This is a genomic window from Streptomyces sp. MNU76 (assembly GCF_020982545.1).
Lineage (GTDB): Bacteria > Actinomycetota > Actinomycetes > Streptomycetales > Streptomycetaceae > Streptomyces.
Window position 1 is genome coordinate 67,902 of sequence record NZ_JAJKLK010000003.1, and the last position, 14,077, is coordinate 81,978.

Below are 14,077 nucleotides of genomic sequence, written 5' to 3' on the forward strand. Positions count from 1 at the left end.
CAGGCCCCACGCGTCCGCCGCGATCACCCGTTTGTCAGTGGTGACCCGTAGGGTGGTCGCGCTATGACGAAGCCCTCACTCCACGAACTCCTGCACGCAGCCGTCACCGCTGTCGGCGGCACGGAGCGCCCCGGCCAGGTGACCATGGCCGAAGCCGTCGCGGAGGCGATCGACGACGGCTCCCATCTGCTGGTCCAGGCAGGCACCGGCACCGGCAAGTCCCTCGGGTATCTGGTGCCCGCGCTCGCTCAGGGAGAGCGCGTCGTCGTCGCCACGGCGACCCTCGCCCTCCAGCGGCAGCTCGTGGAGCGGGACCTGCCGAGAACGGTCGACGCGCTGCACCCCCTCCTGCGCCGCCGCCCGGAGTTCGCGATGCTCAAGGGCCGGTCGAACTATCTGTGCCTGCACCGGCTGAACGAAGGCGTGCCGCAGGACGAGGAGGAGGGCCTCTTCGACCAGTTCGAGGCGGCCGCCCCCAGCAGCAAGCTGGGCCAGGACCTGCTGAGGCTGCGGGACTGGTCGCAGGAGACCGAGACCGGCGACCGGGACGACCTCACCCCAGGAGTGTCCGACCGCGCCTGGGCACAGATCTCGGTGTCGTCCAGGGAATGCCTGGGTGCCACGAAGTGCGCGTACGGCGCCGAGTGCTTCGCCGAGATGGCCCGGGAGCGGGCCAAGCTCTCCGAGGTCGTCGTCACCAACCACGCGCTGCTCGCGATCGACGCCATCGAGGGTGCTCCGGTTCTCCCGCAGCACGAGGTGTTGATCGTGGACGAGGCGCACGAACTCGTCTCCCGGGTGACCGGCGTGGCGACCGGCGAACTCACTCCGGGCCAGGTCAACCGCGCCGTGAAGCGGGCGGCGAAGCTCGTGAACGAGAAGGTCGCCGACCAGCTCCAGACCGCCGCCGAGGGGTTCGAGCGGATCATGGAGCTCGCTCTGCCGGGCCGGCTGGAAGAGATTCCAGAGGATCTGGCGTACGTCCTGATGGCGCTGCGCGATGCCGCTCGCGCGGTGATCTCGGCGATCGGCAGCACCCGCGACAAGTCCGTCCAGGACGAGGACGCCGTGCGCAAGCAAGCTCTGGCGGCCGTGGAGAGCGTGCACGACGTGGCGGAGCGGATCAGCAACGGCTCGGAGTGGGACGTCGTCTGGTACGAACGCCATGACCGTTTCGGCGCGTCCCTGCGCGTCGCCCCGATGTCCGTCTCGGGTCTGCTTCGGGAGAAACTCTTCGCGGACCGCTCCGTCACCCTGACCTCCGCCACGCTCAAGCTGGGCGGCGATTTCAACGGGGTCGGGGCTTCGCTGGGACTGGCCCCCGAGGGCGCCCAGGGCGACGCCCTTCCACAGTGGAAGGGCGTGGACGTCGGATCGCCGTTCGACTACCCGAGGCAGGGCATCCTCTACGTCGCCAAGCATCTTTCACGTCCCGCGCGGGACGGCGACCGGGCGGACATGCTGGACGAGCTCACGGAACTGATCCAGGCGGCCGGCGGCCGGACGCTCGGACTGTTCTCGTCGATGCGGGCCGCCCAGCTGGCGGCGGAGGAGCTGCGCGTCCGCATCCCCGAGTACCCGATCCTGCTGCAGGGGGAAGAGACGCTCGGTGAGCTGATCAAGGGCTTCGCGGCCGACCCGAAGACCTGTCTCTTCGGCACGCTCTCGCTCTGGCAGGGCGTGGACGTGCCCGGTCCCAGCTGCCAGCTGGTCGTGATGGACAAGATCCCGTTCCCCCGGCCCGACGACCCGCTGATGAGCGCTCGCCAGAAGGCCGTCGAGGAGGCGGGCGGCAACGGCTTCATGGCGGTCGCCGCCACACACGCGGCTCTGCTGATGGCGCAGGGCGCCGGCCGTCTCGTGAGAGCGCAGGGGGACCGTGGTGTGGTCGCGGTACTGGACCAACGGCTCGCGACCGCGCGGTACGGCAGCTATCTGAAGGCCTCACTGCCCGACTTCTGGTACACGACGGACCGTAACCAGGTCCGCAGGTCGCTCGCCGCGATCGACACCGCCGCGAAGGACCGGGAAGAGGCGGAGCAGCGGGAAGGAACGGTGAAGGCGGAGGCGTGACGAACGGCCGGTGACCTGTCCCCATGGCGAAGGGGCAGGTCACCGGCCGTCGCGCGCGGGCTCAGCCTCGGGCCGTGGCGTCCGGGTGGGCCCTGGACAGCCCAGGGCCCCGGAACCGGCGCAGTGGATTCCGGGGCCCGGATCAGGGGCGGGGACGGGCACGGGCAACCGTCCGCCGCTGGGTGTCAGACGCGGCGCAGAACGGCCACCACCTTGCCGAGGATGGTCGCGTCGTCACCCGGGATGGGCTCGTAGGCGGCGTTGTGCGGGAGCAGCCAGACGTGGCCGTCCTCGCGCTTGAAGCGCTTGACAGTGGCCTCGCCGTCCAGCATGGCGGCCACGATGTCCCCGTTCTCCGCGACGGGCTGGCGGCGGACCGTCACCCAGTCGCCGTCGCAGATCGCCGCCTCGATCATGGAGTCGCCGACGACCTTCAGGACGAAGAGCTCGCCGTCGCCCACCAGTTGGCGGGGAAGCGGGAACACGTCCTCGACGGACTCCTCGGCAAGGATCGGGCCACCGGCGGCGATCCGGCCGACGAGCGGCACGTACGAAGCGGCCGGCTTGCCCGCCGTGTCCGTCGGCTGCGCCGAGGCCTGGTCGGAGCCCCGGACCTCGTACGCACGCGGACGGTGCGGGTCGCGGCGCAGGAAGCCCTTGCGCTCCAGTGCCATCAGCTGGTGCGCCACGGAGGATGTACTGGACAGGCCGACCGCCTGGCCGATCTCCCGCATCGACGGCGGGTATCCGCGCCGTTGCACCGAGTCCCTGATCACCTCGATGACCCGGCGCTGCCGGTCGGTGAGCCCGGAGCTGTCCGCCCTGATGCCTGGAGGTCGGCCGGGCAGGGCGCGCTTGGGCCCTTCATGGTTCGTGGCTTCGTTCATCGCATGCACCGGCTCGAGTCGGCTCTGGGAGCGGTCCTGGGCAGTGATGGTGGCACTGTCAGCGGTGGTGGTCACGTCGGCCCCTCTCGATGGTCTCCCGTGCAGCACAACGGTAGTTGCTTTCGAAAGGTTGCGCCAAACACACGTTCGAGTGAAAAACCGTGGATTACCTGACGTGACCATGTGTCCGGGTGTAGAGCGGGCGGCTCCGACGGACAAAAGCGTTGATTGCTGTACTCTTCACCGCCGGGGCGAGGGGCCTTGTGGGCCGCTGTCGCCGCGTGGCCCAGTCTGCCATCCGGTACTCCGTCGACCGGGTACCGACCCCTTTCTCGTGGCGCCCCCGCCCTGCCTGCGTCCGTTCCGCGACGGCGCGGACGCGCTCCGCGACGGACTGCTCGTCCGGCACATGCCCATACGTGCGCGACACGCGCGCCGTGGGGGGATTTACGTGCCAAGCCCTACATCTAGTGCTTGGATTGCTGCAACGGCCCAGAAGTTGTGGTCCCCCGGGTCCTCGGGCTCATGGTCATCCCCTATGCTTGGGGCTGCTTCCGCGGGGCCCAAGTGGCTCGTGGGGCTTATTGAGTCGTGCTGTGAGGAGGGTTGGAGTTATGCACTGTCCCTTCTGCAGGCACCCCGACAGCCGCGTCGTCGACAGTCGTACGACGGACGACGGCACGTCGATCCGCAGGCGCCGCCAGTGTCCCGACTGCTCCCGTCGTTTCACGACGGTGGAGACGTGCTCGCTGATGGTGGTCAAGAGGTCCGGCGTGACCGAGCCCTTCAGTCGTACCAAGGTCATCAATGGCGTCCGCAAGGCGTGCCAGGGCAGGCCTGTCACCGAGGACGCGCTCGCCCAGCTCGGCCAGCGGGTCGAGGAGGCGGTGCGCGCGACCGGAAGCGCCGAGCTGACCACCCATGACGTGGGGCTGGCCATACTCGGCCCGTTGCAGGAACTCGACCTCGTCGCCTACCTGCGGTTCGCGAGCGTCTACCGGGCGTTCGACTCGCTGGAGGACTTCGAGGCCGCGATCGCGGAACTCAGGGAAGAGCAGGGGAAGCGCCCCGACGCGCACGACGAGGACGTCGAGAGCGCGGCCGGGGGGCGGGTGGAGAGCGACCGCGGGTCCGGAGGGACTGTTCAGGTCCCGGTGCCCGCCAACGCCGCCGACTGACGGCGGGCCGCACCGCCGGACCAGTGGGTGGTCCGGACGACCGGCGGCGATCCAGGCCTGTCGCGAACGGCTGTGTCAGTCGGGTCGCGACACAAGACAGAACACCGTGTCACGGGAACAGCGTGGCACTTCAGGGCGTTTTCGCCCGTACAGGGAGGCGGCATGACAGAGACGGCGAGCGGTCCGGCACGGAGTTCCCGCGCCAAGGGCACCAAGGCGAGCAAGGGCCTGCGTATCGAGCGCATCCACACCACCCCCGGCGTGCACCCGTACGACGAGGTGGTCTGGGAGCGGCGTGACGTCGTCATGACCAACTGGCGCGACGGCTCGGTCAACTTCGAGCAGCGCGGCGTCGAGTTCCCCGACTTCTGGTCGGTGAACGCGGTCAACATCGTCACCAGCAAGTACTTCCGCGGTGCCGTGGGTACCCCGCAGCGCGAGACCGGCCTGAAGCAGCTGATCGACCGCATCGTGAAGACGTACACGAAGGCCGGCGAGGAGAACAAGTACTTCGCCTCGCCCGCCGACGCCGAGATCTTCGAGCACGAACTGGCGTACGCCCTCCTGCACCAGGTCTTCAGCTTCAACAGCCCCGTGTGGTTCAACGTGGGCACGCCGCAGCCCCAGCAGGTCTCCGCCTGTTTCATCCTGGCCGTCGACGACTCCATGGAGTCGATCCTCGACTGGTACAAGGAAGAGGGCATGATCTTCAAGGGCGGCTCCGGCGCCGGCCTGAACCTCTCCCGCATCCGTTCCTCCAAGGAACTGCTCTCCTCCGGCGGCAACGCCTCCGGTCCGGTCTCCTTCATGCGCGGTGCCGACGCCTCCGCAGGCACGATCAAGTCGGGCGGTGCCACCCGTCGCGCCGCCAAGATGGTCGTCCTGGACGTGGACCACCCGGACGTCGAGGACTTCATCGCCACCAAGGTGAAGGAGGAAGAGAAGATCCGCGCCCTGCGCGACGCGGGCTTCGACATGGACCTGGGCGGCGACGACATCACGTCCGTCCAGTACCAGAACGCCAACAACTCGGTCCGCGTGAACGACGAGTTCATGACGGCCGTGGAGAACGGCACCGAGTTCGGCCTCCGCGCCCGTATGACCGGCGAGGTCATCGAGAAGGTCGACGCCAAGGCGCTGTTCCGCAAGCTCGCCGAGGCCGCGTGGGCCTGCGCCGACCCGGGCATCCAGTACGACGGTGTGATCAACAACTGGCACACCTGCCCCGAGTCCGGCCGCATCACCGCCTCCAACCCGTGCAGCGAGTACATGCACCTGGACAACACGTCCTGCAACCTCGCCTCGCTGAACCTGATGAAGTTCCTCAAGGACGACGGCCTCGGCCACCAGTCCTTCGAGGTCGAGCGCTTCGCCAAGGTCGTCGAGCTGGTCATCACGGCGATGGACATCTCCATCTGCTTCGCCGACTTCCCGACCCAGAAGATCGGCGAGAACACCCGCGCCTTCCGCCAGCTCGGCATCGGCTACGCCAACCTCGGCGCCCTGCTGATGGCGACCGGGCACGCGTACGACTCCGACGGCGGCCGCGCCCTCGCCGGCGCCATCACCTCGCTGATGACCGGCACGGCGTACAAGCGCTCCGCCGAACTGGCCGCGGTCGTCGGCCCGTACGACGGCTACGCCCGCAACGCGGACGCCCACAACCGCGTGATGAAGCAGCACTCCGACGCCAATGGCACGGCCGTCCGCATGGACGATCTGGACACCCCGGTGTGGGCCGCCGCCACCGAGGCATGGCAGGACGTTCTCCGCCTCGGCGAGAAGAACGGCTTCCGCAACTCGCAGGCGTCCGTGCTCGCGCCGACCGGCACCATCGGCCTCGCCATGTCCTGCGACACCACCGGTGTCGAGCCCGACCTGGCGCTGGTCAAGTTCAAGAAGCTGGTCGGCGGCGGCTCGATGCAGATCGTCAACGGCACGGTCCCGCAGGCCCTGCGCCGCCTGGGCTACCAGGAGGAGCAGATCGAGGCGATCGTCGCCCACATCGCCGACCACGGCAATGTGATCGATGCCCCGGGTCTCAAGCAGGGGCACTACGAGGTCTTCGACTGTGCCATGGGCGAGCGTGCCATCTCTCCGATGGGTCACGTCCGCATGATGGCCGCGATCCAGCCGTGGATCTCCGGCGCCATCTCCAAGACGGTCAACATGCCGGAGACGGCGACCGTCGAGGAGGTCGAGGAGATCTACTTCGAGGCCTGGAAGCTGGGCGTCAAGGCGCTCGCGATCTACCGCGACAACTGCAAGGTCGGCCAGCCGCTCTCCGCGAAGACCAAGGACTCGGAGAAGGCCGAGATCACGGCGAAGGCCGAGGACACGATCCGTACCGCGGTCGAGAAGGTCGTCGAGTACCGTCCGGTCCGTAAGCGCCTCCCGAAGGGCCGTCCCGGCATCACGACCTCCTTCACGGTCGGCGGCGCCGAGGGCTACATGACCGCCAACTCCTACCCTGACGACGGTCTCGGCGAGGTCTTCCTGAAGATGTCGAAGCAGGGGTCGACCCTCGCGGGCATGATGGACGCCTTCTCCATCGCGGTCTCCGTCGGCCTCCAGTACGGCGTTCCGCTGGAGACGTACGTCTCGAAGTTCACCAATATGCGCTTCGAGCCGGCCGGCATGACGGACGACCCGGACGTGCGGATGGCGCAGTCGATCGTCGACTACATCTTCCGCCGCCTGGCGCTCGATTTCCTGCCCTTCGAGACGCGCTCAGCGCTCGGCATCCACTCCGCCGAGGAGCGCCAGCGCCACCTGGAGACCGGCTCGTACGAGCCCACCGAGGAGGACGTCGACGTCGAGGGTCTGGCGCAGTCGGCCCCGCGGCAGACGGACCTGAAGGCCGTCGCCACCCCGAAGGCCGGAGCCGAGGTGGCCGTGCCCGCCCCGAAGCAGGCCCACACCAGCGCCGAACTGGTGGAGATGCAGCTGGGCATCCATGCGGACGCCCCGCTGTGCTTCTCCTGCGGTACGAAGATGCAGCGGGCCGGCTCCTGCTACATCTGCGAGGGCTGCGGTTCGACGAGCGGCTGCAGCTGAACGTGAGCGCCTTCCGGGCGTGAAGTGACTGCCGGAAGGGGGGAGTCGGCGACAGGCCGGCTCCCCCCTTCCGCTGTCGTGGCGATCAAGCTGACATGTCGCCCCCGGTGCCCGAGTGGGGGTGAGGGTCAGGCCTCGCGCGGGCCGCCCATGACGCGGGCGAAGGTCGCCGGGTCCTCGTCGAAGCCGGTGATGCCCGGGTGGAAGGTCCATTCGCCGGTGGTGTCGCGGACGAACTCGGCGACGGTCGCGGCCGTCGAGCCGAGGACGCCGCCGAAGTCGTCCTCCGCCAGGACGGTGTAGTCCTCACGGATACGCAGAGCGGGCTTGGTGACCTCGGCGAAGGTCCTCGGGCCCGATCCCTGCTGTATGGCGACACCGATCACGACCCGGCCGTACCGGCTGTCGAGGCGGTTCAGTTCGACCGTCAAGACCTCGTCCCAGCCGAAGCCCTGGCCGGTCTTGCTGTCACGGTTGAGGGTGATGGTGCCGTCGGGTGAGCGGCTGTCGAAGTGCACGACGTAGGCGGGGCTGCCGGTCGGATCGGTCGTCAGATAGGGGGCCGCGACGATGTCGAGATCCGTCGGCGGCTGTCCGGCAGGACTCGGGTCCCACTTGAGCGACACTTCTACCTTGCGGATGCCCTTGTTGAGGCCGTTCAACAGAACTCCCTCCCCCTCTTCTGTGCGTGCGGGCCGAACTGCCTGGCGGTCCAGGCCAGTTGTCCATCCTCGCATGCGCGCCGGGGCGCTCGCCCGGGTGCAACCGGCCGGAGAGTGACCGCCGCCACGTTCCGTGGCCTTACCATGGCGCGGTGCTGGTCAAGTGGATTCGCTGCACCGTGGTGGACCGCCGCGGTTTCGAACGGGGGCAGCGAAAGTGGGCGGGGCTACTGGGGAGCCGGGATTCCGTGGACAGGGCGGGGTTGGAGCCGGGGCGGGCTGGTGTGGCGCACATCTTCTCCTTCTGGGAGAGCCGTGCCTTCTACGACTCCTTCATGGCGCGCTCTCACGACCGGCTCGCCGCGTCGCAGTCGGGCACCTTCAAGGACATGCAGGCGAAGCTCTTCGACCACCGGTTCGACGTGAAGACCGGATTCGAGCCGCGCTTCACGGACGCCGATCTGGTGCGGGTGGCGCACTGCCGTGTCCACGAGGAGCGGGCCGAGCACTTCGCGCTGATGCAGGAGAAGGTCTGGAACCCCGCGATGGCCGGCTCTCCGGGCATGGTGCGCGGCCTCTTCGGTGAGGCACCCGCTCACGAGTTCATGATCCTCTCCATGTGGCAGTCGGCGGCCGAGCACGGCAAGTACCGCGTCGAACGCATCGAGCGCCTCGCCCTTCGGGCCCAGATCGAGGCCGACGTCGCCGCCATGACCGGTGACATTGTGGAGCTGGAGCCGAGCTGGACGGTTTGAGATTCCAACTCCGGCGAGTTTGATCTTCAAACCTTGGAGGTCGGCGGGCGGGAGCCGTGTGACCTACGCCGTATGGCACCCGGACGAGTGCTCGATCCGCCCTCGTCCCCCTTAGGGTCTTGGCATGGCACGACCACGGCGCATCATCCTTGTCCGACACGGCGAGTCAACGGGCAATGTTGATGACACCGTGTACGAGCGCGAGCCCGATCACGCCCTCGCGCTCACCGACCTCGGCTGGCAGCAGGCGGAGGAGACCGGCAAACACATCCGCGACGTCGTCGGCCGCGAGCGCGTCAGCGTCTACGTCTCCCCCTATCGCCGAACGCACGAGACGTTCCAGGCGTTTCACCTGAACCCCGAGCAGGTGCGGGTGCGCGAGGAGCCACGGCTGCGCGAGCAGGACTGGGGCAACTGGCAGGACCCGGACGACGTCCGCCTCCAGAAGGCCTACCGGGACGCCTACGGCCACTTCTTCTACCGCTTCGTGCAGGGGGAGTCCGGCGCCGACGTCTACGACCGGGTCGGTGGCTTCCTGGAGAGCCTCTTCCGCAGTTTCGAGGACCCCGACCACCCGCCGAACGTCCTGCTGGTCACCCACGGGCTCGCCATGCGTCTGTTCTGCATGCGCTGGTTCCACTGGACGGTCGCGGAGTTCGAGTCGCTGTCGAACCCCGGGAACGCGGAGATGCGGATGCTCGTTCTCGGGGAGGACGGCAAGTACGCGCTCGACCGGCCGTTCGACCGCTGGCGGGACCCGGAGTCGTACGGGGCCACCAGTTAGAGTGGCAGGGCGATGACCGCTGACTCCTCTCCTCACGGCCCCCTCGAACGGGCCCTGTCCAGCCTGCGCGGACTCGCGGTGGGGGACGCGCTGGGCTCGCAGTACTTCGTGCCCGTGAACTACCCGCTGCTCAAGCGTCGCGAGACCCCGCCCGGCCCCTGGCAGTGGACCGACGACACCGAGATGGCCTGCTCCGTGGTGGCCGTCCTCGCGGCCCACCACCGGATCGACCAGGACGAACTCGCCCGCTCCTTCGCCGTGCACCATGACTTCGACCGGGGCTACGGGCCCGCGGTCAACCGCCTACTGAGGCTGGTCCGCGAAGGCGGTGACTGGCGTGAGCTGGCCTCCGCGCTCTTCAACGGGCAGGGATCCTGGGGCAACGGCGCGGCCATGCGGATCGCCCCGCTGGGCGCCTGGTACGCCGACGACCCCGAGCAGGCCACCCACCAGGCGGAGATCTCGGCCTACCCCACGCACCAGCACCGTGAGGCCGTCGTCGGCGCCATGGCCGTCGCCGCTGCCGCGGCCCTCGCGGCCGATCCCGCCGGACCGCCGGGCCCCGGCGATCTGCTGGACGGTGTCATCGCCCTCGTCCCGAAGAGCGCCGTCGGCGCGGGCCTGCGGCGCGCGCGGGACATGCTCGACTACGCCGACGCGGACACCGTCGCCGCCGTCCTGGGCTGCGGACGGCGTACGACGGCGCACGACACCGTGCCGTTCGCGCTCTGGTCGGCGGCACGCGCCCTCGGTGACTACGAGGGGGGCTTCTGGACGACGGCCCAGGTGGGCGGTGACGTCGACACGACCTGTGCCATCGTCGGCGGAGTGGTGGCCTCTGGTAAGGCCGGGGCACCCCCCGAGGCCTGGACGCGGCAGACGGAGGCGTTCCCGGACTGGCTCCAGGTGGGATGAGCGACCGGGGACCACAGGGGCCGACCGCGGCTTGAGAGGCGTCGGGAGGCAGCGGATGCGCTTCCCCGGTCTCTTCGATCCCAAGCGCCTCGACTGTCACAGGAGTGACACAGTGCGCTCCCGGGCCGACCCCGTGCGCTCACCTGCGGCATACCCTGTCCGCCACGCTGCCTGTTGATCATGACGAGACGCGGCGATGAGCTACCGGTCACGAACCTTCTGCCGCAGCCGCGCGCTGCGTACGGTGGCGACGAGGGCCGGTCGGGGGAGGGGGTCCCATGTCCGAGACACCGTCAGCACCAGCCACGCCAGAACCCGAAGGCCCGCCGCAGAGGGCCCGCGCGGGAACCGGGAAGGACCGCAGCCGGCCGGCCGCCTTCGCGGACGCCACACCGGAGGGCAAGGCGGACAGGCCCGAACCCATACCGGGCGGGCCGGCGCGCACACCGTCCCGACCAGCGCCCTCACCGCCCGGACCACCGCCCTCACCGCCACTGAGAGACTTCGGCCCCGGTGAGCCCGCGCCGATCCGCACCGCGACCCTGTGGGCGGCCCTGGCCACCGGCCTGCTCAGCATGGTGCTGCTGGGCGACGGGCTGGCGGTCAACCTGGTCCTCGTCGCCGTGCCCGCCACGCTCGCCGTGTACGCCGCGGGCCGTCGGGCGGGGCGACGTCCGCGTCCCTGGGCCCTCGTCTGGGGCGCCGGAGGACTCGCCCTGCTGGCCGTGCCCGCACTGCGCGCCGCGGAGTGGCCCTCGTTCCTCGCCGTCGTCACCGCGTTCGCGGCGGGCTCACTGGCCCTGCACGGCGGCCGCACCTGGCCGGCCGTCCTGCTCGGACCCGTCGGAGTCTTCACCTCGCTGGTCACCGGACCGGCCTGGGCCTGGCAGGGTCTGCGCGAGCGGATGGGCGGCAATCGCGGCCGCCTGGCGCCTCTGCTGAGGGCGTTCGGCGTCGCCGCGGTCCTCCTCTTCGTCTTCGGTGCGCTGTTCGCCGGTGCCGACGCCGCCTTCGCCGATCTGCTCGGCGCCCTGGTGCCCGACGTCTCCGTGACCGACGGCCCCTGGAGGTTCCTGCTTCTCGCGCTGGGGCTGTTCGGCACCCTCGCGGCGGCCCGTACGGCGGCCGCACCCGCCCGTTGGGACCGCCTCCAGGTGCCGGTCGGCCGCGCCCGCGGCCGTGTCGAGTGGGCGCTGCCCCTGGTCGGACTGGCCGGGCTCTTCGCCGTCTTCAACGCCGTTCAGCTCGCCGTGCTCTTCGGCGGCTACGACGCCGTCCTGAAGGAGACCGGCCAGACCTACGCGCAGTACGCGCGCCAGGGCTTCTGGCAGTTGCTCATGGCCACGCTGCTCACCCTGCTGGTCATCGTGATCGCCCTGCGCTGGGCCCCGCGCACCCGCCCGAGCGACCGGTCGCTCGTGCGCGGGGTCCTGGGAACGCTGTGCGTACTGGCCCTCGTCGTCGTGGCCTCCGCGGTGCGGCGCATGGACATGTACGTGGAGGCGTATGGGCTGACGCGACTGAGGATCTCGGTGCTGACCGTGGAGCTCTGGCTCGGCCTGGTCATCGTGCTCATCATGGCCGCCGGTGTGTGGGGTGCCCGATGGCTGCCGCGCGCCGTCGCGGCCAGTGCGGTCGCCGTGGTGCTCGCGTTCGGGCTGGTGTCGCCGGACGGGCTGATCGCCGAGCGCAACGTCGAGCGGTACGAGACCACGGGTCGCTTCGACCTCCCCTACGCCAGAGGCCTGTCCGCAGACGCGGTGCCCGCCCTGGACCGGCTGGAGGAGCCCATGCGGTCGTGCGCGCTGTGGAACGTCAAGGAGGAACTGGACGAGCGGCGCCACGTTCCCTGGTACGCCACGGGCTGGGGCGAGGCCGAGGCCAGGCGCATCCTGGAGGAGCGTCCGCCGACGGGGGGCGCGAGCGGACCGGCCTGCGATGAGCTGGGACCGGAGTACTACCGCTGACAGTCGTCGCGGGCCCGCACACGGCCGGACCACGCCCGGGTCCACGGTTCCCCGGGCGTGGTCCGGCTGGTGGGCTTCCGGGGATACGGTCCCACGGGCGTGGTCCGGCCGTGTGCGGTCGGCTCCACGCTCTCCCGTGCGTATCCGGCTGGTGTGCGGCCGCTTCCTTGACCGTCCCGTCAGCCGGCGGTGGGTCCGGCCGCGCCGGAGAGGGCTTCCAGGTCGCTCTTGCGGACCCTGATCACCACCAGGGCGGTGGCCAGGGCGAGGACGGCCATCGCGACAGCGGGTACGAAAGCCGTCGAGATGCCCTGCGAGAGCACCTCGTGGCTCCAGGGAGCCGGCAGCTGTTGGGTCTTTGCGAACTCGGCCTTCTGCGCGTCCGTTGCCTGGGACATGAAGAGCTGGACCTGCTTCTCCGCCTCGTCGCGGCTGGCCGTACCGAAGACCGTCGTGAGGATGGACAGGCCGAGCGAACCGCCCACCTGCTGCGTGACGTTGAGCAGCCCGGACGCCGCGCCCGCCTCGTGCGGGGCCACCCCCGAGACCGCGGTCAGGGTGAGGGTCACGAAGTTCAGGCCCATGCCGAAGCCGAACACCACCATCGGACCGAGCACGCCACCGACGTAGGAACTGTCGGGGCTGATGAAAGTCTGCCAGGTCAGACCGAGCACCACGAGCGTGGAGCCGACCACCATGAACGGCTTGGGGCCGAGCACCGGCAGGAACCGCTGGGACAGACCGGCACCGGTGACGATCGCGACGGTCACCGGGAGGAAGACCAGACCGGCCTCGATCGGGGTGTAGCGCAGCACGTTCTGCACGAACAGCACGATGAAGCAGAACATCCCGAACATCGCCGCCGCGAGGCTCAGCATGATCACGTACGTGCCCGAGCGATTGCGGTCGGTGAACATCCGCAGCGGGGTGATGGGCTCCTTGGCGCGCCTCTCGATCAGGCCGAACAGCAGCAGGACCACCGCGGCCGTGAAGGAACCGATGGTCAGGCCGTCGCGCCAACCGTCCTCCGCCGCGCGGATGAACCCGTAGACCAGCGAGGCCATACCTGCGGTCGAGGTGAGCGCGCCCGCGATGTCGAACCGTCCCGGGTGCCGCTCGGACTCGCTGATGTACATCGGGGTGAGGACGGCGATCAGCACACCGATGGGCACGTTGACGAACAGCACCCACCTCCAGTCGAGCCACTCGGTGAGCATGCCGCCCGCGAGCAGGCCGATGGCGCCGCCACCGGCGGAGACCGCGGCGAAGACGCCGAACGCCCGGTTCCGTTCGGGTCCTTCGGGGAACGTCGTCGTGATGAGCGCCAACGAGGTCGGCGAGGCGATCGCCCCACCGACGCCCTGCAGCGCGCGGGCCGCGAGCAGCTGCCAGGGTTCCTGGGCGAGGCCGCCGAGCAGCGAGGCGAGGGTGAAGACGAGGATTCCGGTCATGAACACCCGGCGGCGGCCGAGGATGTCACCGGCCCGGCCGCCCAGGAGGAGCAGACCGCCGAAGGTCAGTGTGTAGGCGCTGACCACCCATGTCAGGTCGGTGGTGCTGAATTTGAGCGCGTCTTGAATGTGCGGGAGCGCGATGTTCACAATCGTCGCGTCGAGTACCACCATGAGTTGGCAGGCCGCGATGACGGTGAGCGCGATGCCGGGACGCCCCTCCCGGCGGGCGGCTCCCGGCTTCTGATCCTGAGTCAACGGAGAGGTTGTCACTATGGGTCCCCCACAAGTGCCTTAGTGAACGCTCGCGTTCACTGGCGCGTCCACGGTGATGAGTCCCCCTTAGTG

General features: G+C 69.6%; 10 protein-coding genes. 7 read left to right on the forward strand and 3 right to left on the reverse strand.

Annotated elements, in window-relative coordinates:
- Positions 1–63: 63 nt before the first annotated feature.
- Complete coding sequence (locus tag E4N62_RS06705) at positions 64–2,073, forward strand: ATP-dependent DNA helicase (protein WP_230212769.1); 2,010 nt, start codon at positions 64–66, stop codon at positions 2,071–2,073.
- A gap of 185 nt (positions 2,074–2,258) precedes the next feature.
- On the opposite strand, the gene lexA is transcribed toward E4N62_RS06705, so the two are convergent.
- The gene (gene lexA / locus E4N62_RS06710; protein ID WP_045561107.1) at positions 2,259–3,035 is read right to left on the reverse strand and encodes a transcriptional repressor LexA; all 777 of its coding nucleotides are present in this window, start codon (positions 3,033–3,035) and stop codon (positions 2,259–2,261) included.
- Between the two features lie 539 nt (positions 3,036–3,574).
- On the opposite strand from lexA, the gene nrdR reads away from it, so the two are divergent.
- The gene (gene nrdR, locus E4N62_RS06715; protein ID WP_230212771.1) at positions 3,575–4,138 is read left to right on the forward strand and encodes a transcriptional regulator NrdR; all 564 of its coding nucleotides are present in this window, start codon (positions 3,575–3,577) and stop codon (positions 4,136–4,138) included.
- Positions 4,139–4,300: 162 nt separating this feature from the next.
- Complete coding sequence (locus E4N62_RS06720; RefSeq protein WP_230212774.1) at positions 4,301–7,195, forward strand: vitamin B12-dependent ribonucleotide reductase; 2,895 nt, start codon at positions 4,301–4,303, stop codon at positions 7,193–7,195.
- A gap of 128 nt (positions 7,196–7,323) precedes the next feature.
- On the opposite strand, the gene E4N62_RS06725 is transcribed toward E4N62_RS06720, so the two are convergent.
- The gene (locus E4N62_RS06725) at positions 7,324–7,932 is read right to left on the reverse strand and encodes a TerD family protein (protein ID WP_268269130.1); all 609 of its coding nucleotides are present in this window, start codon (positions 7,930–7,932) and stop codon (positions 7,324–7,326) included.
- Between the two features lie 77 nt (positions 7,933–8,009).
- Here E4N62_RS06725 and E4N62_RS06730 point away from each other — a divergent pair, with 77 nt between their 5' ends.
- The 4 genes from E4N62_RS06730 (at position 8,010) to E4N62_RS06745 (ending at position 12,278) form a co-directional block, all read left to right on the forward strand.
- Positions 8,010–8,612 (forward strand): DUF4937 domain-containing protein, encoded by a 603-nt coding sequence (locus E4N62_RS06730; RefSeq protein ID WP_230212778.1) that lies wholly within the window; start codon positions 8,010–8,012, stop codon positions 8,610–8,612.
- Positions 8,613–8,736: 124 nt separating this feature from the next.
- A complete protein-coding gene (locus tag E4N62_RS06735) occupies positions 8,737–9,396 on the forward strand; it encodes a histidine phosphatase family protein (RefSeq protein WP_230212780.1) in 660 nt (219 codons plus the stop codon).
- A gap of 12 nt (positions 9,397–9,408) precedes the next feature.
- Positions 9,409–10,311, forward strand: a complete 903-nt coding sequence (locus E4N62_RS06740; RefSeq protein WP_230212782.1) for an ADP-ribosylglycohydrolase family protein — start codon at positions 9,409–9,411, stop codon at positions 10,309–10,311.
- 278 nt (positions 10,312–10,589) lie between these two features.
- Complete coding sequence (locus E4N62_RS06745) at positions 10,590–12,278, forward strand: DUF4153 domain-containing protein (RefSeq protein ID WP_230212785.1); 1,689 nt, start codon at positions 10,590–10,592, stop codon at positions 12,276–12,278.
- A gap of 179 nt (positions 12,279–12,457) precedes the next feature.
- Here the strand turns inward: E4N62_RS06745 and E4N62_RS06750 are convergent, their stop codons facing one another.
- On the reverse strand, positions 12,458–14,002 hold the full coding sequence (locus tag E4N62_RS06750) for an MFS transporter (protein WP_230212787.1): 1,545 nt from the start codon (positions 14,000–14,002) through the stop codon (positions 12,458–12,460).
- Between the last annotated feature and the right edge of the window lie 75 nt (positions 14,003–14,077).

Bases quoted from the DNA above. Each gene is read 5' to 3' on its own strand.
- E4N62_RS06725 (WP_268269130.1), bottom strand. From the start codon at position 7,932: ATGCGAGGATGGACAACTGGCCTGGACCGCCAGGCAGTTCGGCCCGCA.
- nrdR (WP_230212771.1), top strand. From the start codon at position 3,575: ATGCACTGTCCCTTCTGCAGGCACCCCGACAGCCGCGTCGTCGACAGT.
- E4N62_RS06740 (WP_230212782.1), top strand. From the start codon at position 9,409: ATGACCGCTGACTCCTCTCCTCACGGCCCCCTCGAACGGGCCCTGTCC.
- E4N62_RS06735 (WP_230212780.1), top strand. From the start codon at position 8,737: ATGGCACGACCACGGCGCATCATCCTTGTCCGACACGGCGAGTCAACG.
- E4N62_RS06720 (WP_230212774.1), top strand. From the start codon at position 4,301: ATGACAGAGACGGCGAGCGGTCCGGCACGGAGTTCCCGCGCCAAGGGC.
- E4N62_RS06705 (WP_230212769.1), top strand. From the start codon at position 64: ATGACGAAGCCCTCACTCCACGAACTCCTGCACGCAGCCGTCACCGCT.
- E4N62_RS06745 (WP_230212785.1), top strand. From the start codon at position 10,590: ATGTCCGAGACACCGTCAGCACCAGCCACGCCAGAACCCGAAGGCCCG.